The organism is Pseudemcibacter sp., assembly GCF_965661635.1.
Taxonomy (GTDB): Bacteria; Pseudomonadota; Alphaproteobacteria; order Sphingomonadales; family Emcibacteraceae; genus Pseudemcibacter.
Window position 1 is genome coordinate 1 of sequence record NZ_CBFIEP010000072.1, and the last position, 21,467, is coordinate 21,467.

Below are 21,467 nucleotides of genomic sequence, written 5' to 3' on the forward strand. Positions count from 1 at the left end.
TATCTCCGTGTGTTGTCGTATTGAATACATTCCTCACTGCGCTGTTTTAGCTCGCTGGGACAGTAATAGTTTTCCAACAGTATCTGGTTTTTGAGGGAACGGTGCCATCTCTCAATCTTGCCTTGGGTCTGACGGGATACAGTCCGCGAACATAAGTTCCATCACGTCTATAATATCCTGTCAACTCTACCTACAAGCACCGCCAATGCCCTAACACTGGCAATTAACAATTTCAGTGACTCATGCAAACAATGGTGCAGATAACTGATAAGTGGTTGCCAGTGATTAACCTAATCTGTGTAACAGGCTGTGTATATAATACGTACATACCCCCAGTGGCCCATGCATACCCCCCTGCTACTTAAGCACATGACCTAAGATGACATAGGCAAGTGAAGATAGTTAAAGACCCTATACAGAATAAGTATATTATTACCTACAATACCATCTTACTTTCCCTATACTCAATAGGAATTCTGTAAACATCATGCCTATGTACTAGCATCATTCCATTACCCGAAGATTTCTGTATAATCCACATAACTGCCCACGGACAGCTATAAACCGTCTGTGTTGCTTACCACTGTGCTGAACCATTACAGAGCCATTGAGGGTCTGTTTATGTGGCATGAAGGGTTGTCATTTCGCCAATCACTTTACTGACGCACAGACTGACGCACAGAATGTGCCTGTTGACTATGATTCATAGATATGCAAACTGGTACAAATGCTTATGTAGCTGTGCATTAAAGTGCCTAGCACAGGAACTATTAGTCCGACTGGGGGCACCATTTTTTTAGATTTTATACTCTAAAATCATTCCATGGCCCTGTGATAGCGAGAGTCATTGTTGGGCGGTAAACATTAACAAACATCGTTTTACCATCTGGGGAGAAACAGCATCCTGCGGGTTCTGTTTGCACGACTAATTTTGCAAAAGGGTAGGGTTGCCCCTCGGGTGTTAAACCGCGAATATAATTATTGACAATGTCGGTATATTGATCTTCGCATATTAGTAAGTGATCAAAGGGTGTGACAACAATATTATCACCATAATTCATATCATTTGGATCTTGTGATTCGAAGAATAGCTGAAGTTTACCTGGAACATTATTCTCGTCCGTTGTGCCTTCAAATTTAGACGGTTGATAGCGCATGACTTGGCCAAGTTTATTTTTACCACCCGATGTGCAACAGAAATAAAGTTCATTATCACCCCAATGAATTCCTTCTCCGCGCGCAAAAGTGGCTGCTCCCTCTTTATATCCCCGAATTCTTAGATCATCTTTAGGGCTTTCAATATCATTTAAGTCGATCCACTTCACATTGCGCCATGATTGAGGTTTAAAGTCGATAGATTGCCAATTTCTTGTATCAAGCCCTTTATCATACTCCATAATTGCCAGTGCTTGTAATTTACCACCCAGATGTAGCTTGCCATATTCGTTTGGAATAAAACGATAAAATAAACTGTTTGGACGATCTTCAGTGAGGTAGACAATTCCCGTCTTTGGGTCAACGGCGGCTGCTTCATGATTAAAGCGTCCCATTGCTTTTAAAGGAAATGGTTTTTTCAATTTTTCCTGTGTTGCCGGAACCTCAAAGATCCAGCCATGATCGAGTTGAGAGTTTTCGCCGGCTTTGGTTACATTTTCTTCACAACTCAGCCAGCTCCCCCAAGGGGTAATTCCGCCTGCGCAATTTTGCAACGTACCAATGAGACTATAAAATTCTTTTGTTCTTTTGCCTGTGCTCAAATCATAAATAATGGTTGTTGTGCCGCCTGCGTGGGGGATATTTTCATCAGTATGATCATAAGCCTCTTTAAGCAGTGGGCTAAGTATTTTTGCCGCATCATCATCTTGATTTTTTAAATTGATTTCATGATTTCTTATAAGCGCAACTCTATCATCATCAAGGGCAATACACCCCATTCCATCGGCACGGTCGGGTACTAAAAAACCATCATCCATTTTGTCCCCTAGGCTTGAAATAACACGGTAGCTAAACCCTTCCGGTAAATCTAAAATTTTGTGAGGATCCTTTTTTAAAGGACCATATCCATAAATTTTTTGTTCTTTGGCGAATGATTCACCGTTTAAATTGTAAATCATTCCCGCAAAGGCGAGTGAGCTGGCGCCCGCAAATAGTTTTCTGCGTGTAATTTTCATGTTTTTATACCTATAGCATTCTTATACCAAAATTATAGGTGAGAATAAAAATGTTAGTAAAATACAAAGACAGTTAGGTAAATTTTATATGAAAAGAAAATTAGAGTAACTTATTTATATATAAGTTGCTCTATTGGAAAGCCCGCGTCTTTTGCTTGCTTAAGTAAATTATCTAGATCTGATTGTGGAAGGACTTCGTTACGCGCTAAAATCCAAAGATATTCCCTTTTCGGATCACCGACCATGGCATATTGGTAGTTCTCTTCTAAAGCGATGATCCAATAGTCACCCGCAAGAAACGGTAACTTAATGCCTTTTAAGGGAAATTGGACTTTAAGTTTAGCATTGCTCTCTTGGTCTACTACCCATGCTCTGCCGATGGCCTCATCTGTTTCACCGTCTGAATTTTCAACATCACATTGATTTAAAACTCTTATATCCCCATCATCACGCATGGAATAATTGGCGGTGCTGTTAATACATCCTTCTTGGAACCAGTGATCAATTCTAGCAATTTCGTGCCATACACCTTGATAACGATCAAGATCAACGCGTTCGACGGTTTGTAGCTTTGGTAAGTTTGTTGATGAACAGGCACCAAGTCCGAACAATGTGGAAATAATAAATAGTGTTTTTGTAAGTTTTTTCATATTCTTTATACGTTTCGTATTCGTTGTGGATTGATTTTATCAAACCAAAGACATAATCGTTGAAGTTTTTAGCTGAATTGCTACATTGTGCGCCAATAAATAATAATATTATTCCAAAATATTTGAAGCTGAAGAGATAAAGATGAATTTAAATAAGTTAAATCGAACAATCCACAATTGGATTTCAATATTTATTGCGTTACCATTATTATTGATTATCGTCTCTGGATTGTTTCTCCAACTCAAAAAAGATTTAAACTGGATTCAGCCGCCCAGCGTCCGAGGAGCGAATGCAGAAACGCCGACCGTGAGCCATGCACAATTACTTTCTGCTGCAACAAGCGTTCCAGAAACAAAAGGGTTGAAATGGGCCGACTTTGACAGAATAGATTATAAAACTGATCGTGGGATGGTTAAATTTATTACCGCAGAAGGATGGGAAGTACAGGTTGATACAACAAGTGGTCAAGTTCTTTCCGTTGCTTCACGCCAATCGGATTTCTTGGAAAAGCTTCATGACGGTTCTTATTTTGGCGATTTTGTAAAATATTATGTGATCTTACCTACAGGCATTACGCTTTTTATTCTATGGATTACGGGACTGTGGATGTTTATTTATCCTTATGTGAAGAAAGCCTCTAATAAAAAGAAAAAGGCATTAAAGGCCGCAAAAAGGGAAGCATAATATGGCTATAGATTTTCACGCACATTATATTGCACCTAAACTTATGGAAATGCTTGAGGCACGTAAAAATGATCCTCGCATTACGCATAATTCGGATCGAAATTCTCTTTATCATATGCCAGTTAGTACACTGCCATATTCAAGTCTTTACTATAATATGGTTGAACGCATCGAATATCTTGATCATGTAGGAATGGAAAAACAGGTTATTTCATTGCCCGGTTTGCTCGGTATTGATTATTTACCGATTGAACAATCTTTGCCAATGATCAAAGCCAGTAACGATGACCTTGCAATTCAATGTGATCGGTACCCTGGTCGAATTTATGGGTTGGCAGCACTTCCACTTGCTGATCAAGGTGAAATGTTAAATGAGTTTAAAAGATGTGTTGAAAACTATGGTATGTTGGGTGCCATACTTCCTAATAATGCTTTTCTTTCCTTAGAATATGCCAATGAATACAAAGCTTTATATGAGTACGCGAATGAAAAATCGTTACATTTTTTCATCCACCCGGGGTGGCGTGCTGATGAATTTCCAGTATTGGATACACGACCAAAAAATGACCCTGATGAATTACTGATTGCACGAGGCGCTCTTGGCGTGCAGCATTCCGTATCGCTTGCGTTAATTACATTATTATATACGAATTTTTTAGATCAATTCCCAAATACGACCACACATATTGCAAATCTTGGGGGTACGTTCCCCATGGTTGTTGAAAGAATGCATCATACCGTTGAAGCGCGCTTTCCAGATGCAAAATTGCCACCTTCGCGTAAAGATAACCTCTTTTTTGATACGTCTTCACTTGGATCTCGTGCGATAGAACTGGCCGTAGAAATTTACGGTGCAGATAAGATTGTTGTGGGGACTGACACACCAATATTTTCCGCTGAGACCGGACTTAAGGTAATTAATGAAACGCGTTTAAGTGCGGATGAAAAACAAATGATTCTTAGAGAAAACGCGCTCACATTGCTTTCACAGTAACGTGAATTGTTGGAAAAACGCCTCTGTGATAAAATAATCGTTAAATAATTCCTTTATTCAAATTATGGGAGTTAGCTATTGATTATGAAGGTTAAAAAGTTTCAAAATTATTCTATTGTGCTGCTAGTGGTATTAACATCAGCATGCAAAACTTTGCCCAATCAATATGTTTATCCAGGTGAAATTTCAGAATATGAATTAATCAGTGGTGTAACTTTTTTAGGAAGTGCATTAAATAATAAAGATTTTCCAGATATAGACGTAATGGCTGTGTCAGAAGAAATGAGTGCCTTCTTAGAGCGGCATGTTTCAAATGCCAGTAATCATGAAACTAAAGCCAAAAAATTATCCAATGCTATTTTTAATAATGACGGTTTGGGTTTAAAATATAATCCGGGCTTAACAATGACAGCGATTGAGACGTTTGATTATGGGGCTGGAAATTGTCTCTCGTTTAGTTATTTATTTTTTGCGATGGCTCAAGACTTAGGTCTAAATGTACAATTCCAAGAAATAGATATTTTGCCAGAATGGGATTATACCAATGATGAAATATATGTTGAAAGTCGTCATATTAATGTACGGGTCAATTTATATGGGAAAAACGATTTAATTGTGGATATTGATTCTGTAGGGCCTGACCGTCAGTTAAATTATACTTTATTAGATGAAAGTTATGTCCTTGCCCTTTTTTATGGCAATGTGGCGGCAGAATATCTTCTCAAGCAAGACTTTGAGAGTTCTTTTAAATATTTCGTAAAAGCGATTAAAACCGATTATGAAGGGTCATCTTTTTGGACGAATTTGGGCGTTTTGTATCGACGGGACGGTTATGAAGATCATGCAGAAAAGGCATATTTTACAGCTCTTTCATTCAATCCAAAAGATAAAGCGGCACTGAATAATTTATCTTTTCTTTATACTGAACAAGGTAATAAGGAGCGTGCTGATTATTTTGGGCAACTCGTTGAAAAATATCAGGAAAGCAATCCTTATTTTAGATATGTAAAAGCGCAAAAGGCAATGGAAGAAAATCAATATAATCTTGCACTAGATCATATTAATCAAGCCATTCGCCAGAAAGACAATGAAGCAAGGTTTTATTCACTAAAAGGAACAATTTTTGCTGCTATTGGGAAAAAACGCGAAGCTGAAAGAGCGCTTGGCATAGCAGAACAATTAAAAATTGAAGCCCTTTGAATTATTTCATTCTGTTCGCGATTAAATCATGAACCACTGAAGGATCAGCGAGAGTTGAAGTATCCCCGAGGTTTGAATAATCATCTTCAGCAATTTTTCTAAGAATGCGCCGCATAATTTTACCTGACCTGGTCTTCGGCAAGCCCGGTGCAAATTGAATATGGTCCGGTGTGGCAATTGGGCCTATTTCTTTTCTGACCCACTGAACTAGTGTTTTCTTTAATTCTTCACTAGGGTCATGACCCGACATTAATGTGACATAGGCATAAATGCCTTGACCTTTAATATCGTGGGGGAAACCGACAACGGCGGCTTCTGCCACATCATCATGGGCGACCAAGGCACTTTCGACCTCGGCGGTGCCCATCCTATGTCCTGATACATTAATGACATCATCGACACGGCCAGTAATCCAATAATAACCATCCCCATCGCGACGGCACCCATCACCGGTAAAATATTTTCCTTCATAAGTGGAAAAATATGTCTGAATAAATCGTTCATGGTCCCCATAAACGGTTCGCATTTGACCAGGCCAACTATCAGCAATACATAAATTGCCTTCAGCTTTACCTTCAAGGATATTTCCGTCTCCGTCCACAAGCTCAGGCTTGATACCAAAGAAGGGGCGTGTTGCAGAGCCAGGCTTTAAGGCGGTCGCCCCAGGAAGAGGCGTTATCATGATGCCACCGGTTTCCGTTTGCCACCACGTGTCTACAATGGGGCATTTTTCTTCGCCTACCACATTATAATACCACTCCCATGCTTCGGGATTAATGGGTTCTCCGACACTGCCTAGTATACGCAGTGAGCTTCTATCTGTGTCCCTTACGAATTCATCACCGGCGCCCATTAAGGCCCTAATAGCAGTGGGAGCGGTATAGAAAATATTGACCTTGTGTTTATCGCACACTTGCCAAAACCTAGAAGCATCGGGATAATTTGGAACACCTTCAAAAACGAGTGTTGTGGCACCATTTACAAGTGGACCATAGACAATATAACTGTGACCCGTAACCCATCCTACGTCAGCAGTACACCAATAAATATCACCATCATGATAATCAAAAACATATTTATGTGTAAGGCTCGCATAAACAAGATATCCACCGGTTGTATGAAGAACACCTTTTGGTTTCCCTGTTGATCCGGAAGTATAAAGAATAAAAAGTGGATCTTCCGCCTTCATTTCTTCTGCGGGGCATTCCGCGGATACTTTTTCTGCTTCTTCGTGGTACCAAATATCTCGTCCTTCTAAATATCCGACATCGTTTCCAGTGGCTTTAACAACGATAACTTTTGAAACATTTGTTTCAGGGTTTTCTAAAGCTTTATCCACATTCGCTTTTAAGGGAATGGCCTTTCTTCCGCGCATCCCTTCATCTGCTGTAATAACGATTTGGCTTTCACAATCAATAATGCGTCCCGCTAATGCATCGGGAGAAAATCCGCCAAAAACGACGGAATGGACAGCACCAATTCTTGCGCAAGCCAGCATGGCATAAACGGCTTCCGGTATCATCGGCATATAGAGCGTAATACGGTCGCCTTTTTTCGCACCCGCGTTTTTTAAAACGTTGGAAAATCGGCACACTTCTTCATATAATTTTTGGTAAGTGATATTTTCTGATACATTGGGGTCATCGCCTTCAAAAATAATCGCCGTTTGATCGGCGCGATCTTTTAAATGGCGATCAACGCAATTCACACACGCATTTAATGTGCCATCACCATACCAACGAATATGCAGATCATTTTTCTCATAAGAGACGTCTTTTACTTCGGTGAATTTTTTTATCCAATCCAGACGGTCACCCATTTCGGACCAGAATTCCTCGGGGTTAGAAACGGACTTTTCATATAGTTCGTTATAACGATCATTATTAATTAATGCCTGTTCCGAAAGTGTCGCAGAAACAGGATAAACGTGGTGTTCTGACATTTTGGCCTCATTCTTATTTTTATTTGATGTGATGGTAATTACTTGGAATAAGAAAGTCTATTTTTTTGACAATTTTCGTATCATAAATCTTGCTGGATGAAGTGCATGTTGTATTTGGCTTTTGATAGGTTTTTTACAATCGCGAATTAATGAGGTCAAATAATCACTTAATAGGGGCGCAGTTAGAAATCCCCTTGACCCTAAACCAGCAGAAATATAAAGGCCACTATGATATGATGCGGTATCAAATTCTTTATGATTAGGTCCGTGATGAAGATCTTTATAAAGCCTTTGGTATTCATTAAATTTTGGTAAAGCACCGCATACTGGCAAATGATCATTAGTCATGGCTCTTATTTCACGCCTACCACCTAATATTTTGCTTGAATTAAGTGGTATAGGTGATTTTTGGATGTTTTTCTGATGAGAGATGTCATTAATATCTTTAATATCATCACGGTCAAATGTAGCGCCACAAATATTGGCATATCCATTTTCTATTTCTATAGCAGGCGTTAAATATCCATCAGAGCAATAGATTTTATCAATGACTTTTTCGGTTTTTATATAAGAAATTTGGCCCGAAACTTCATCAAATTTTAAATCATTAGATTGTTCAAAGATTTTGGAATTATAGCTGTTGCAAATAATCACGGCGTCGACCAGAAGTCTTTCATTTCCGGGGTGATGAATTAAGATCCATTTTCCTTTATCTGAGTTTGTGATTTTAGTAACTTTTGAATTTAAAAGAGTTTCAAAATTATTTGATAGATAAGCTCCCAGTTTTTTCGGATTGATGTAACCCGCGTTTGGAAAAAACAATCCTTCTTTCGTTTTTTGCATAACTGTAGTGGGATACTGTTCGCTCAACTTATTAAACCTTCTCTGTTCCTTTTTATCTTTAGGTAATTTTAAAAGGCCGCATTTATGAAAGACATCTTCTGGTAGAGTGTTATAAAAATCCACAGCATATTCAAATGCTTTTAAATAGAATTTCTTTTCTATGGATTGATTTAAAGCAATATAAGGATCAAGAATTGCAGCTGGATTTCCAGAAGCACCAGCCATTATGGATTTTTTTTCTTCAATTAATGTAATTTCAAAATGTTTAGATAGGTACGATGCCATCATTAAACCGCTGATACCGCCGCCAATTATGGCAACTTTAGAGCCATCATTGAGCGCAGCAGGGGGATCAAACCAAGGTTTAGAATGTTTTTCTGACATTTTCGGATAGCACAATTAAATAATGTAAGACAATATAAGTTGAGAGGAGTATATTGTATCTTTAAAATGAATAACACCCCGATGTTAAAAGGTAAGAAAAGACGATGAAAAATATATGCACTTATATTATATGCTTGGTTATATCTTTGCCGTTTCAGAATGCAGTTTACGCGCAAAACGGTGATAATATAGTTGTCCCATGTGCTGTCCCCTTTTATCGTGAGTTAGATTTTATTGTTGGTGATTGGCAAGTTTTTCATAATTCAAATGGAAAATTGGCAGGATATGACCGTATTGGCCGTACCTTAAGAGGATGTGCCATACAACAGAGCTGGATTTCCTTAGACGATCATTTTTCATCAGAATATGTTCCTTTTAGAATGTACGGTAAAAGTCTTACGGCTTTTAATGGTTCTGAATGGGTCCATATGTGGGTTGATAATAATGCAGGTGTTCAAATCTTAAAAGGCGGCCCTGAAAAGGACAGGTTTGTTTTAAGAAGCGAAAAGCCGGTTGGTGGTTATGAATATAAATTAACCTGGCAGAAGGGTCAAAAGGGGCGCCTTCTTAATTTACATGAACGAAGAAAAGTATCTTCAAATTCTGAAGATACTTGGGAAACTCTTTATGAATGGGTTTATATCAAGAATTTAAATCAAAATATTTTACCAGAAGACGAAGAAGTAGAATAATTATTCCAGATTTCATTTAGCTGATTTTTTTTGAAATTCAACAAATGCATCATGATCTATGGGTCTACAGAAATGATAACCCTGAAAAACATCACAACCTTTTTCTTGTAATATTTTAACATGTTCTTCGGTTTCGACACCTTCCCCAACGACAGTTAATCCTAAACTGTGGCCTAAGCGGATAACAGCATCCGTAATCGCTGCGTCATCCTGATCTTCATGAATATTTCTAATAAATGACTGATCGATTTTAAGCTTATTAACAGGGAAGCGTTTAAGATAAGCCAAGGATGAATATCCCGTACCAAAATCGTCAATTGATAAATAAACACCTAAAGCTTTTAACCCTTGAAGTTTGGTAATCACACTTTCTGCGTTTTTAATCACCATGCCTTCAGTAATTTCAAGTTCTAACCATTTCGGGTTTAAGTTTGATAGTTTTATCGCATGTTCAATAGTTTCTACGAAATTATCAGCATGGAACTGTCTTGCTGAAATATTGACGCAAATTCTAATTTTCGGTAGCCCTTGATCTTGTCAGCCTTTGGCTGCAATACAAGCCGTATTTAAAACCCATTGGCCTATAGGAATCATAGGCCCGCAAAGTTCGGCTATTGGAATAAAATTATAGGGCGAAATCATTCCATTTTCAGGGTGAAGCCAACGTATTAGCGCTTCTGTGCCAACCATCTCACCCGTAGTGGCGTCAAATTGTGGTTGGTAATGCAGCAATAATTCGTCATTCTCTAATGCTTTATTGAGATCCATCTCAATTTGTTTTTGAACTTTCGTTTCCGCATCCATCTGTGGATCATATAGGCGGAATACGCGTCTTCCGTCTTCTTTCGCTTGATAAAGTGCCACATCCGCCATGCGGATCAATTCAGTTGGCGTGTCAGAATCACCAGGGAAAAAGCTTATACCTATACTGGTTCCAATTTGGATAACATTACCGTCAATTTCTACGGGTTGTTGAATGCTGTGAATGATACGGTCGGCAATTGTAATTATATTCGCATCATCTTCGATATTGGTAAAAACGATTGCAAATTCATCACCGCCCAATCTGGCGACAGTGTCAACTTCGCGAGCACACTTGATTAATCTTTCAGCGACTACCTTTAATAGTTTATCACCAGTCGCATGCCCATGAAGATCATTGACGGGTTTAAATTTATCTAAATCAAGGATCATGACGGCGACTTTTTTCTCAAGTCTTCGTGCGAGTTTAAGTGCTTCGTCTAACCTTTCTGAAAGTAGATTTCTGTTAGCGAGACCCGTTAAACTATCATGCCAAGCCATATGGCGGATTAACTTTTCAGCTTCATATTGTTCACTTACGTTTCTAAAAAGAACCGTATAATGTTTTTCATGTTCCAGATATACTTCACGAATATCAATTTTTAAAGGGATAGCTGACCCATTTTGATGTTGGCCTTGTTCATCGGCTTTATAAACATTACTTCCGTCAACTTGCTCGTTTAAAAGTGTAGAAATATGTTCAACGGTTTGTATCTTACGTGTTTTCACAAGATTTGATAATTCCATTCCGATAAAGTCAGAACGAGCATATCCAAATATGATAGACATGGCATTATTGGCAGAGACTATTTTGCCGTCTTCATTAAGCGTCACCAAGCCTTCTTCCATCGCATTGAGAATAGATTGAATACGTTTAGCGTTATTTGCTGCTTCTTCTTTTGCTACGGCGAGGTCTTCTGCTAAATGAATGGCTTGTTCAGTTTGCGCTTCCAAATATTCTTTTGCCGCTTGAAATTCGATCTTTTGATGATCTTCACCCTGATCTACTTTTTTTAAGGTAATAATAATACCCTTTTTAGGGAATATCTCAGCACGAAGTTCAACGGTGTTATTTTCTGAAAGATGAACTTTATAGACCCAATTAAAAGAATTTGTTGAGTTCGCTTCATAAAACATTTCATGAATTAGGGAAACCGTATGAGCATTTTCGTGCTCAAAATCCTCGTTACTCATCTCAATATGAAGTAATTCAGAAATAGTAGCTGATGATTTATCGTCTAAAGAAAATAACGTATTGAATTCATGATTACTTTGAGCCAATTTAAGTTGATGATCAAAGAATGCCACTCCCATTGGGAGGCTTTCCAGAATGCACTGTGAATCAAATAATTCATTAGAATTATTTGATTTAAAAGCCATTATTTTTTCATCGAAATTTGCCATTTGACCCTATGTATTATTCACATGAGCCCCAATATAGGCATTGGCGCTTAATTTTACGTTAATTTATAATGGACTGGGTCAATTTTAAGGAAGTATGGCTAGATAAGGGTTTTCTGCATTGATTTGAAAATTTTGAATCGTTTCCCTGGCTTCTTGCGATTTAATCCATTTCATGAAAATATCTTGTGCATTCAATGAGATATGACCGAATAAAAGAGGGTTAACACTAATCACACTATAGATATTTTCTAAATCACTATCATTTTCAAATAGAACAGATAACTGTCCTTTGTTTTTATAGGAAAGCCAGGTTGCTCTATCCGTTAGGGCATAGGCTTCTTTTTCAACTGCAATGCCTAGTGTACGTCCCATACCACTGCCAGTAATAATATAATTGTTAGGGCTCAATTTTTCTTGATCGACCTGTATTTTCCCCCAAATACGTTTTTCTGCATTGTGGGTTCCGCTGCCATCGCCTCTTGAAACAAAAATAGACTTAGACGCAATTTTCTTAAAGGCATCGCTTGCCGAATTACTCATCTTAACTGTTGCAGGATCACTATTGGGCCCAATAATAACAAAGTCATTTTGCATAATCGAAATGCGTTCTTTTCCAAAACCGCCCTTCATAAAGATATCTTCATTAAGGGGGTCATGGACTAAAAGTATGTCCGCATTTCCATCTTTTGCGGATCTTAAAACTTTTCCTGTGCCATAGGCGATGGCTTTTACTTTTAACCCGCTGTCTTTTTCAAAAGCATCAACAATATGTGATAAAATGCCTGAGTCCTGTGTCGTTGTTGTCGCCATTAATGTAAGATCATGATCACTCTGTTTAGCGAACATGAAAAATATTAAACTTGCAATTATCACTAAAGCGGTAATGACGATATTCTTCATAGTTTGCCTTCTATGAATTTACGTGCTTCTTCGGTGGCAGGTCTATTAAAAAAGGTGGCCGCACCAGCGCATTCTTTGACTTTACCTTGATTGATGAAAATGATGTATTCAGCTACACGTTTTGCCTGCATTATGTCATGTGTTGCCATAATAGTGGTAACATCAGTATCCTTGATCATTTTCTCTAATGTACCTGTTGCGCTTGGGTCAAGGTTTGAAGTAGGTTCGTCTAAAAATAGAATATCCGGATCAAGTAAGAGTGCACGAATAAGGGAAAGTCGTTGTTTCTCACCACTTGATAAATTTCGAGCAGGATGATTTATAAAATCTGACATTGAAAATTGCTTTAGGGCGTTTTTCGCTTTTTCTATTCTAATCTTTTTTTCGATACCTTTTATTTCAAGAACATATTCGAGGTTTTCGAGTACGGTTCTTCTGAGGAAAACGGGTTTTGGAAAGACCATACATGTATTTATAATATCACTTTCAAAAAATAAATGACCTGATGAGGGTTGAAGTAAACCGTGACAGAGTTTTAATAAAATACTTTTCCCTGCGCCATTTGGCCCCAAAATTACGGTGTTTTTCGCTTTCTTAAATTCGAGTGATGTTTTTTGCAGGGCTTCCCCTTTTTCGTGACGGAAGCTTACGTTATCTAGATGAAGAGCGATGTTACTATTCGTCACAAGACACTCCATTTGTATTCTGGAAATATGTTTTTAAGATATTCATGAGTATATTAATGCTTAGTGATAAAAACAGTAGAATGATACCCAAAGCCATAGCAAGCTCTAGATTACCCTTGCTTATCTCCATTTGAATAGAGGTGGTCATGGTACGTGTGCTATGTTCAATATTTCCGCCTACAATCATAACTGCGCCGACTTCTGCGATGGCACGTCCAAACCCTGCGAGAAGAACGGTAATTAAACTGAAACGACATTCAATTAGCAATGTTTTAATGCGGGTAAAAGTATCAATTCTTAGTGATAAAAATAAGAGATTATATTCTCTATTTGCATCTTCTATTACTTGTCGACTTAGGGCAGCGATAATCGGCAATATCAGTATGCATTGTGCAATGATCATCGCGCTGGGTGTGTATAATAGACCAAGCAATCCAAGCGGACCGCCTCGTGATAAAAGCATATAAATAATCAAACCCGCCACAACAGGAGGCATTCCCATAAATGCGTTAACAAATATGCTAATAACTTTAGATCCGAAAAAAGAACGCGTCGCGAGGAGAGCACCCAACGGCAAACCAACACTTGCAGCAATCAGAAGTGCTGAGATACTTACATACATAGACATCCCGATAATTTCCATCAAATCACGATTGAAGGAAACAATAAGATAAATTGATTCTAGAAATATGTTGGAATTTTCTGCCATTTTTTTCTTTTATACTTTGCTTGGCCTTAAAGTAATTGCTAAATGTTCTTGAGTAAACTTAATTGTGAGATATCAGGATCATTAATGTTAGAGCCTCAAAGCCATGAATTACTTGATGTTAGTGACCACCAATGCCCTATACCGGTATTGCGGTTACGCAGAATGTTAGAAAAAATTGATAAAGGCGCTACCATTAAGTTGATTGCAACTGATCCAATGACGCTCATAGATATACCGAATTTTTGTCGTGAAACATCAAATGTGATAGAAGAAACACATGAATCCGATGACGAAATAATATATATAATTAGAAAAAGTTGATAATAGAATTGACCAAAGTATGAATATCGAAGAAGTAAAAGAAACATTTGAATTTATGGATGAATGGGAAGATCGTTATCGATTTATCATTGATTTAGGACGTAAATTACCAGATTTTGACGAAGCCGATCAAACTGAAGAAAACCGTGTCCATGGTTGCAGCAGTAAAGTGTGGCTCGTTTATGATCGTGAGGATGATAAAATTCTTTTTAAGGGGGATAGTGATGCCCATATCGTCAAGGGACTTGTCGCACTAATCTTAATGATTTTTTCTAATAAAACACCAAAAGAGATAGTTGCGACCGATGCAAATGGTATTTTAAATGACCTAGGATTATCCCAGCATCTTTCACCCATGCGTACCAATGGACTTTTTTCAATGGTAGAGCGTATTAAATCAATTGGAGAAAGTTTTCTTTGAGCGCGCTTGCCGATCTATATCCATTAATCATTATTATGTTAGGTGCAGGCATCGTCAGCGGTTTAATGGCAGGTCTATTAGGTATTGGTGGCGGTATTGTTCTCGTACCAATTATTGAAATTGCTTTAAGTTTTTTTGGTGTTGGAGACGAATTACGCATGCATATTGCGATTGCGACTTCTCTTGCAATTATCATCATTACCGCTTTTTCATCAACGCGTGCTCATTATCGTCGGGGGGCCGTAGACGTTGGCATTATAAAAAGCTGGGCGCCTGCTATGCTATTTGGCGCAGTGCTTGGCAGTTGGGCGGCGTCGCGACTAAATGGAACATATCTTGTTTTATTATTTTCATTTCTTGCTTTTATTGTTGCGATCAAAATGCTTTTTAAAGGGGATACGAAACTAATACGCGATGGTATTCCGGATCACCCGCTCGTTCAATTTATGCCTTATTCAATCGGCATGCTCTCTAGCATGATTGGTATTGGCGGTGGTGTGATGGGTGTTAGTTATATGTCGCTTTTTGGTGTACCGATCCACCGTGCCGTTGGTACGGCTTCTTTTTTTGGTGTTCTTATCGCTATACCTGGAACCATTAGCTATATGATAACGGGTCAAGGTATTGAAGGTCTTCCACAAGGTAATGTAGGATATGTTAGCTTTATTGGTATAGCTATTATTGCACCCGCGTCCTATTTCGCGGCTCCAATTGGTGCGAAAATCGCGCATAGTTTGGATCAGAAAAAGCTAAACCTTGCCTTTGGCTTATTTCTATTCTTCGTTTCAACCCAAATGCTTTATCGTTATTTATAAAAAAAACCCTGACTTTTTAAAAAGCCAGGGTCAGTTCGGAAGATATCAGGTGGAGGGAATTCCCCACCATGAAAGTAATTTCTGTTAAGTCAGCGTATGTCGCTTTCTAAAGTAAATGCAGCCATAAATCATTGCCGCGGAGATTGCAAAACCTATATAAAGTGCTGGTTCAGTGAAGCTCGAAAGGGCAAAAAATGTGCCTTGTCCAAAATTACCACCCATGCTCACCGCAAATGAAACGATTGCTTCTAGTAAAAGCGAGCCTTCAAAGAATATTTCTTCAGTTGCGATGATAAGCGCAGGTACAGCGAAGGCAATAAGGAAAGGTGGCCGGCGTGAGAAACTTGATACAAGCATGAACCAAGTTATCAATGGCAGTATCCATAGTACAGTCATTATCGGTAGAACAATATTTAGCATCATGAGTACTGGAACATTAATGTTCATATATATATACGATACCACATCAATACCATGATAAAGTCCAATAACGGTCATAGCCAGTACCATAAATAACTCAATGATAATGGCAAAAGGCACAATGACTAGGGGAATTACAAATATAATTGTTGCAAGTCTAATCAATACTTCCTTGGCGTCTGAAACGGGCATAGACTTCCAAAAGAGAATGCTGCCATCTTTACGTTCATCATGAAGCGATGAGAGCGCTGTAAACGTGATGGTAAAAGCAGCCGCGATCCATAGCAGAACTGAAAACCCAAACAACATACGAGTTACAATGAATGAAGGACTTTGCCCTTCTTCTCGAGCTTCAATAAAACCTGCACGCATACTTTCTTGAAGTGACATGTCATTTATCCATAAATCATTGCCCGTTACCATCGCGACGATAACAAAAACGATGAACAATCCGGTAATGACCATTGGTGTCATCAATATGGCGCGGCGGTGGTCCCAGAATTCCTTTAAGAAAAGCGCTTTAGTAGGGTTATAGCCGTTTATTTTTGTTAAGGCGGAAATCATAATATTCTCCTGTAATTCTTATTTTAAAATGCATTGGCCAATGGCACAAATTATTACGTTTTCAAGCTGTGGTATGGCTTCTGATACGGCAGAGATATTCTGATCGCCCGTATATGTAAGGCCACGCATACCAACGGTTGCCGTGAACATGAGAAAAGCAGTTAGAGCAATATTAATAATCATATGAAAATGCTTTTTCTTTTGTGGTTGGTTTTTCATAATTATTCTCCAGTCATCAATGTGACGAATAAATCAGAAAGTGAGAGCCTTCTAACATCACCGAAAGGACTTAAGGTCTCACGATCTTTATCATTAAAAATCATACTGACGCGTCCAAGTGACTTATTCTCGCGGTGAGGCGAAAGTGCACGTGCTTCTTCTATCATGTCTGCTTTTGGCTCTAGCACTTTCCATGTGGAAAGCGTTTCTTCCATAGAAGCATCATAGATAATTTGCCCGTCACGGATGAAAATCACATTTGTGAGAATGTTTTCAATTTCATCTACTTGGTGCGTAGTAATTATAATGGTGCGCTGTTCATCGAAATAATCTTCAAGCAACTGATCATAAAATCTTTTGCGGTAAAGAATATCAAGGCCTAGTGTTGGTTCATCTAACACGAGTACTTTCGCGTCGATTGCCATTACAAGTGCCAAATGCAATTGTACGATCATTCCTTTTGATAGTTTACCAACATTTTTATCCATTGGGATTGTTGTTTCTGATAGAAATGATAATGCTTTTTCAGGATCGAAATTTGGATGAATGCCTTCAACATATTGAAGTACTTCTTTTACTTTTATCCATTTAGGAAGGGTGGCAACATCTGAAATGAAGCAAACTTCTTTCATCAATTCATCGCGTTCAGAATGTGGATCAAACCCCATAACATTAAGTTCGCCTTCAAATGAAACCAGGCCTAATATTGAGTTGATCAATGTAGTTTTACCTGCACCATTTGATCCAATCAGTCCAACGATTTGACCTTTATTAATATTGAGGTCTACATTTTTGAGCGCCTGAAAATCGCCATATGATTTGCTGAGCCCCTTTGCGCTGATATAATGTGTCATAGTTATGTCCTCTAGTTTTTCTGCGCATTATTATGGGTGGAATCAAGCAATTCTTTAGGATCAAGACCTAGACGGCTGATCTGCTCGACTATCTTTGGCCATTCTACTTCTAAAAATGCTTTTTGTTCTGCGGCGAGTAAGTTTGTTCTCGCTCCATCTAATATAAACATGCCTAGTCCCCTCTTTTTTTCTACCAGTCCTTCATCAACCAATTCTGCATAGGCTTTTGAAGCGGTAATCGGGTTAATTTGATATTCAACTGCGACCTTACGGACGGAGGGGAGAGCTTCGCCCTCAGCTAGCACGCCGTCCATAATCATGGCTAGGATTTGATCCTTAAGCTGTAGATAAATCGGTCTATCATCTTTCCATTGTTCTACCACGGTACATTCCAATCTTGGTTTGGGGTTATTTCGTAAATTTCGCTATCCTTTTTCAATTAGCGTCGCTTATACGATTCCCTTAGACGGATGATGTGTAAGAAGAAAGTTTTGCAAATTCTTGGTATTCAGCAATTTTTTGTGACTGACTACCATTTGCCATAACTGAAACAATTAATAGGCTGGCTACTGCGAAACCTGAAAGAATTTTACGGGTTGAAATTCTATTTTCTTCAGAAGATACTTCTTTGTTATTACTAACAAGGCTAATGAAGCCATTTGGGTCAATTGAGTTCGCATATAAGTTAAACATTTTAAATTCCTTAGTAGTTGTGTTTGTGTGTCTTAGTGTTTAAGTGTTGTAGTTATATATAACAGTAAAGCAAATTTAGTCAACTATATTGGATGTTATTTTTTAAGTTATTTTTTAAAATCTTTTAAAATCAATAACTTAAATTTAAAATATTTTTAGATTTATAGGCGAGAAGGGTGTTATTAATAGTGTATTACGGTATAAATAGGTGTGTTACTCCATGAAAAAAGAATCAATATATGCACAAGTAGAAGCTGAAATTCTGAGCGTGACGGATGGTGAATATAATATTATTGCCAATATGGCATCAGTAAGCTGTCTATTAAATCTGGCGTTTGAAGATTATTTTTGGGTAGGCTTTTATATAGTCGATCCAGTAAAAGAGAATGAATTAGTCATAGGACCATACCAAGGAACACTCGGATGTCTTCGTATTTCATTTGATAGAGGGGTTTGTGGAGCTGCTGCGAAAACAGGGAAGACGCAAATTGTAGAAGACGTCAATGCATTTCCTGATCATATTGCGTGTGATAGCCAAACAAATTCTGAAATCGTCGTACCTGTATTTAATAAGAAGGGCGAATTGATCGCCGTCTTGGATGTAGACAGCACAAAATTATCTACCTTTGATGAAACAGATAAGTTATGGTTGGAAAAAATTATAAATAAAGTATTCAAAAAATAAAATTAGAGAAAAGAATGTTAAAGAAAATTACAGCATTCATGCTGTGCTATGCCATTTTGGGGTGCGCAGAACAATCAACAAATGAAAATGATAGCCAAAAAGTTATGGCTGATATGGTTCTGGAAAACGCTAATATTTATACGTTTTCTTGGGATGAGCCATCTGTAGAAGGTGTGCCTGCTATCAATGCGCCGGTCACCAATGACACGTGGACGCCAGAAGCAAATGCAATCGCCATTAAAGACGGCGAAATTATTGCGCTTGGCACAAATGAAGATGTAGCCACTTATAAAGACATTAATACTGAAGTTATCAATTTAAATGGTGCTTATGTATATCCCGGTTTTGTTGATACTCATACGCACATTGAAGAACTTGGTGCGACACTTGATGATGTTGACTTAAAGGGGGTTGAAACAGAAGAAGAGGCCGTTCAGCGTGTCGTAGATCATATCGCGAAATATAACCCGCCCAAAGGCCAGTGGATTGTGGCCCGCGGTTGGGACGAAGGACGCTGGGCGGATAAATATCCAACAGAAAAGCTTTTAACAGAGCGCGTGCCCGATTATCCGGTATTAATGGACGGGACGAACGGTTTTGGTGCATGGGGCAACAAAATGGCAATGGAGCGTGCAGGGATTACGCGCGATAGTAAAAACCCAACAGGCGGCATTATTCACCGTTATGAAAATGGTGAGCCCAATGGTGCGGTTCGTAACCGTGGTGTAGCGCTTTACCGTGATGCTGTTCCACCACTTTCTCATGAAAGAATGATGACCCGTCTGAAAAATGGCCTTCAGTTGATGGCAAACGATGGATATTCCATGGTGCATCATGCGGGTGCGAATACACCTATCATGAAAGCCTATCAGGGTTTAAATGATGCGGGCGAACTTCAAATCCGTGTCAGCGCGATGGTAAGTGGTCGTGATGTACCACAAATGAAAGAATGGATCAAAATTGGTCCAAAGAGATATGATAGCAATAAATTATTCGTCCATTCTGTAAAAGGATACTATGACGGTTCTCTTGGTGCTCGTGGTGCAAAATTGGTTGAAGAATATTCTGATATGCCGGGCCAATTTGGAGTGTCGGGTGAAGATTATGGCTTCCTGCCAAATGAAGTCAGTGAAATTCTTCAGTCGGGTTTTCAAGTCAATATCCATGCAATTGGTGATGGCGGTAACCGTGAAGCGCTTCATTTCTTTAGAGATAACTTTAAAAAGTATCCTGAATTACAAAATTTACGTCATCGCATCGAACATGCACAAGTCGTACATCCGGATGATTTTAAACTTTATGATGAATTGGATATCATCGCTGCAGTTCAACCGCCATTTGTTGCCGAAGACAAAATTTGGACCGTTGACCGAATTGGTCAAGAACGCGCTAAGGGGGCTTATGCTTGGCGGACATTCCGACGCAACAATGTGCCACTTGCCTTTGGTTCGGACTTGATGGGTTATAGTTGGGATATTTTTTACGGCCTTCATTCGGCCATTACAAGAAAAAGCAAAGATCTTGAAGCCGGAGACGGGTGGTTCCCCGATGAAAAATTAACTTCAGAAGAAGCATTACGTGGTTATACAACTGGCGCAGCATACGCTGCATTTCTTGAAGAGAAAACCGGAACTCTTGAAAAAGGGAAATGGGCTGATATTACTGTTGTGGATATGGACGTGTTAAATATTGGTGCGAAAACTCCGGCCAAATTATTTGACGGAAATGTTTTAATGACAATCGTTGGAGGCAACATCGTATATAAAAAGGAATAGAATATGAGTAAAAATGCAGATAATCCCGGCATTATTATACACCCACCGGTGTTTTATATTGTAGCGACCATTATCGGACTAGCGATTGATTATTTAATGCCTTTATCGTTTGGTTTTACGGATATTACGAAAACTGTTTCGTTAGTCATTTTGGCATTGGGGACAATTGTTTTGGTTTTAGGGTTTAAAATGTTTGCGACCGACAAACAAAGCCCAAGCGTGCATGAACCAACCAATGCGGTGTATCAATCAGGTATTTATGCATATTCCAGAAATCCAATATATCTAGGTGTGTTATTATGGATGATGTCGGGTGCTTTATTTTTTGATAAAGTCTGGATCATGGTCATGGCTTTTATACTTATTTTCTTTATGAATAAAGTTGTTATCGAAAAAGAAGAAACCTATCTCGAAGAGAAGTTCGGAGAAAATTATTTAGCATATAAGCAAAAAGTACGTCGCTGGATCTAAAGAGTAACTTTTATTTTTAAAGCTAGTAATTTTTTTTGTTTTGTTATTCTAATATTGAAGAACACAAAATAATTTATCCATGGAGGATCAAATATGAAAAAGAATTTCTTTAAAGTATTATTATTCAGTATTTCAGCTAGTTTTTTATCAACTAATACAACAATTGCA

General features: G+C 38.4%; 22 protein-coding genes and 1 pseudogene. 10 read left to right on the top strand and 13 right to left on the bottom strand.

All coding sequences use genetic code 11. From position 1 onward, the window contains the following. Positions 1 to 803: 803 nt before the first annotated feature. A complete protein-coding gene (locus tag ACTF6W_RS05320; protein ID WP_438993510.1) occupies positions 804 to 2,171 on the bottom strand; it encodes an alkaline phosphatase PhoX in 1,368 nt (455 codons plus the stop codon). A 110-nt stretch (positions 2,172 to 2,281) separates the two neighbouring features. After that, complete coding sequence (locus ACTF6W_RS05325; RefSeq protein ID WP_438993511.1) at positions 2,282 to 2,821, bottom strand: lipocalin family protein; 540 nt, start codon at positions 2,819 to 2,821, stop codon at positions 2,282 to 2,284. 142 nt (positions 2,822 to 2,963) lie between these two features. Between ACTF6W_RS05325 and ACTF6W_RS05330 the strand changes: the two genes are divergently transcribed. The 3 genes from ACTF6W_RS05330 to ACTF6W_RS05340 all read left to right on the top strand — a co-directional run bounded on the left by ACTF6W_RS05330 (position 2,964) and on the right by ACTF6W_RS05340 (position 5,700). Beyond that, positions 2,964 to 3,506, top strand: a complete 543-nt coding sequence (locus ACTF6W_RS05330) for a PepSY domain-containing protein (RefSeq protein WP_438993512.1) — start codon at positions 2,964 to 2,966, stop codon at positions 3,504 to 3,506. Position 3,507: 1 nt separating this feature from the next. Beyond that, the gene (locus tag ACTF6W_RS05335; protein ID WP_438993513.1) at positions 3,508 to 4,500 is read left to right on the top strand and encodes an amidohydrolase family protein; all 993 of its coding nucleotides are present in this window, start codon (positions 3,508 to 3,510) and stop codon (positions 4,498 to 4,500) included. A gap of 84 nt (positions 4,501 to 4,584) precedes the next feature. Beyond that, complete coding sequence (locus ACTF6W_RS05340; RefSeq protein WP_438993514.1) at positions 4,585 to 5,700, top strand: hypothetical protein; 1,116 nt, start codon at positions 4,585 to 4,587, stop codon at positions 5,698 to 5,700. A 1-nt stretch (position 5,701) separates the two neighbouring features. Here the strand turns inward: ACTF6W_RS05340 and acs are convergent, their stop codons facing one another. Further along, complete coding sequence (acs, locus tag ACTF6W_RS05345) at positions 5,702 to 7,642, bottom strand: acetate--CoA ligase (protein ID WP_438993515.1); 1,941 nt, start codon at positions 7,640 to 7,642, stop codon at positions 5,702 to 5,704. A 57-nt stretch (positions 7,643 to 7,699) separates the two neighbouring features. Continuing rightward, positions 7,700 to 8,869: an FAD-dependent 5-carboxymethylaminomethyl-2-thiouridine(34) oxidoreductase MnmC gene (gene mnmC / locus ACTF6W_RS05350; RefSeq protein WP_438993516.1), complete on the bottom strand. Its 1,170-nt coding sequence runs from the start codon at positions 8,867 to 8,869 to the stop codon at positions 7,700 to 7,702. Positions 8,870 to 8,973: 104 nt separating this feature from the next. Between mnmC and ACTF6W_RS05355 the strand changes: the two genes are divergently transcribed. Further along, a complete protein-coding gene (locus tag ACTF6W_RS05355) occupies positions 8,974 to 9,561 on the top strand; it encodes a hypothetical protein (protein ID WP_438993517.1) in 588 nt (195 codons plus the stop codon). Between the two features lie 12 nt (positions 9,562 to 9,573). On the opposite strand, the pseudogene ACTF6W_RS05360 reads toward ACTF6W_RS05355, so the two are convergent. The 4 genes and pseudogenes from ACTF6W_RS05360 to ACTF6W_RS05375 form a co-directional block, all read right to left on the bottom strand. Next, positions 9,574 to 11,766 (bottom strand): annotated as a pseudogene (locus ACTF6W_RS05360) (putative bifunctional diguanylate cyclase/phosphodiesterase). Between the two features lie 84 nt (positions 11,767 to 11,850). Next, positions 11,851 to 12,666: a substrate-binding domain-containing protein gene (locus ACTF6W_RS05365; protein ID WP_438993518.1), complete on the bottom strand. Its 816-nt coding sequence runs from the start codon at positions 12,664 to 12,666 to the stop codon at positions 11,851 to 11,853. Continuing rightward, entirely contained in the window at positions 12,663 to 13,352 is a 690-nt protein-coding gene (locus tag ACTF6W_RS05370) for an ABC transporter ATP-binding protein (RefSeq protein WP_438993519.1), read from the bottom strand. Before ACTF6W_RS05370 ends, ACTF6W_RS05365 begins: the two co-directional genes overlap by 4 nt. Continuing rightward, entirely contained in the window at positions 13,342 to 14,061 is a 720-nt protein-coding gene (locus ACTF6W_RS05375) for an ABC transporter permease (RefSeq protein WP_438993520.1), read from the bottom strand. The genes ACTF6W_RS05370 and ACTF6W_RS05375 overlap by 11 nt, the downstream gene beginning before the upstream one ends. A gap of 84 nt (positions 14,062 to 14,145) precedes the next feature. Between ACTF6W_RS05375 and ACTF6W_RS05380 the strand changes: the two genes are divergently transcribed. The 3 genes from ACTF6W_RS05380 to ACTF6W_RS05390 are packed head-to-tail and all read left to right on the top strand — an operon-like array spanning position 14,146 to position 15,618. Beyond that, complete coding sequence (locus tag ACTF6W_RS05380; RefSeq protein ID WP_438993521.1) at positions 14,146 to 14,382, top strand: sulfurtransferase TusA family protein; 237 nt, start codon at positions 14,146 to 14,148, stop codon at positions 14,380 to 14,382. 19 nt (positions 14,383 to 14,401) lie between these two features. Continuing rightward, positions 14,402 to 14,803 carry a SufE family protein gene (locus ACTF6W_RS05385; RefSeq protein WP_438993522.1) on the top strand — a complete coding sequence of 134 codons (402 nt, stop codon included), beginning with the start codon at positions 14,402 to 14,404 and terminating at the stop codon, positions 14,801 to 14,803. Continuing rightward, positions 14,800 to 15,618 carry a sulfite exporter TauE/SafE family protein gene (locus tag ACTF6W_RS05390; protein ID WP_438993523.1) on the top strand — a complete coding sequence of 273 codons (819 nt, stop codon included), beginning with the start codon at positions 14,800 to 14,802 and terminating at the stop codon, positions 15,616 to 15,618. Before ACTF6W_RS05385 ends, ACTF6W_RS05390 begins: the two co-directional genes overlap by 4 nt. 84 nt (positions 15,619 to 15,702) lie before the next feature. Here the strand turns inward: ACTF6W_RS05390 and ACTF6W_RS05395 are convergent, their stop codons facing one another. From ACTF6W_RS05395 to ACTF6W_RS05415, 5 genes are all read right to left on the bottom strand, one after another. Further along, the gene (locus tag ACTF6W_RS05395) at positions 15,703 to 16,602 is read right to left on the bottom strand and encodes a hypothetical protein (RefSeq protein WP_438993524.1); all 900 of its coding nucleotides are present in this window, start codon (positions 16,600 to 16,602) and stop codon (positions 15,703 to 15,705) included. An 18-nt stretch (positions 16,603 to 16,620) separates the two neighbouring features. Beyond that, positions 16,621 to 16,821 (bottom strand): hypothetical protein, encoded by a 201-nt coding sequence (locus tag ACTF6W_RS05400; RefSeq protein WP_438993525.1) that lies wholly within the window; start codon positions 16,819 to 16,821, stop codon positions 16,621 to 16,623. A gap of 2 nt (positions 16,822 to 16,823) precedes the next feature. Beyond that, positions 16,824 to 17,675 carry an ABC transporter ATP-binding protein gene (locus ACTF6W_RS05405; protein ID WP_438993526.1) on the bottom strand — a complete coding sequence of 284 codons (852 nt, stop codon included), beginning with the start codon at positions 17,673 to 17,675 and terminating at the stop codon, positions 16,824 to 16,826. Between the two features lie 11 nt (positions 17,676 to 17,686). After that, a complete protein-coding gene (locus ACTF6W_RS05410) occupies positions 17,687 to 18,058 on the bottom strand; it encodes a GntR family transcriptional regulator (RefSeq protein ID WP_438993527.1) in 372 nt (123 codons plus the stop codon). Between the two features lie 79 nt (positions 18,059 to 18,137). Continuing rightward, positions 18,138 to 18,368: a hypothetical protein gene (locus tag ACTF6W_RS05415; RefSeq protein WP_438993528.1), complete on the bottom strand. Its 231-nt coding sequence runs from the start codon at positions 18,366 to 18,368 to the stop codon at positions 18,138 to 18,140. 220 nt (positions 18,369 to 18,588) lie between these two features. Between ACTF6W_RS05415 and ACTF6W_RS05420 the strand changes: the two genes are divergently transcribed. The 3 genes from ACTF6W_RS05420 to ACTF6W_RS05430 are packed head-to-tail and all read left to right on the top strand — an operon-like array spanning position 18,589 to position 21,299. Continuing rightward, positions 18,589 to 19,053 (top strand): GAF domain-containing protein, encoded by a 465-nt coding sequence (locus tag ACTF6W_RS05420; RefSeq protein WP_438993529.1) that lies wholly within the window; start codon positions 18,589 to 18,591, stop codon positions 19,051 to 19,053. Positions 19,054 to 19,067: 14 nt separating this feature from the next. Beyond that, on the top strand, positions 19,068 to 20,828 hold the full coding sequence (locus tag ACTF6W_RS05425) for an amidohydrolase (protein WP_438993530.1): 1,761 nt from the start codon (positions 19,068 to 19,070) through the stop codon (positions 20,826 to 20,828). A gap of 3 nt (positions 20,829 to 20,831) precedes the next feature. Continuing rightward, positions 20,832 to 21,299 carry a methyltransferase family protein gene (locus ACTF6W_RS05430; RefSeq protein ID WP_438993531.1) on the top strand — a complete coding sequence of 156 codons (468 nt, stop codon included), beginning with the start codon at positions 20,832 to 20,834 and terminating at the stop codon, positions 21,297 to 21,299. The last annotated feature ends 168 nt before the right edge of the window (positions 21,300 to 21,467 follow it).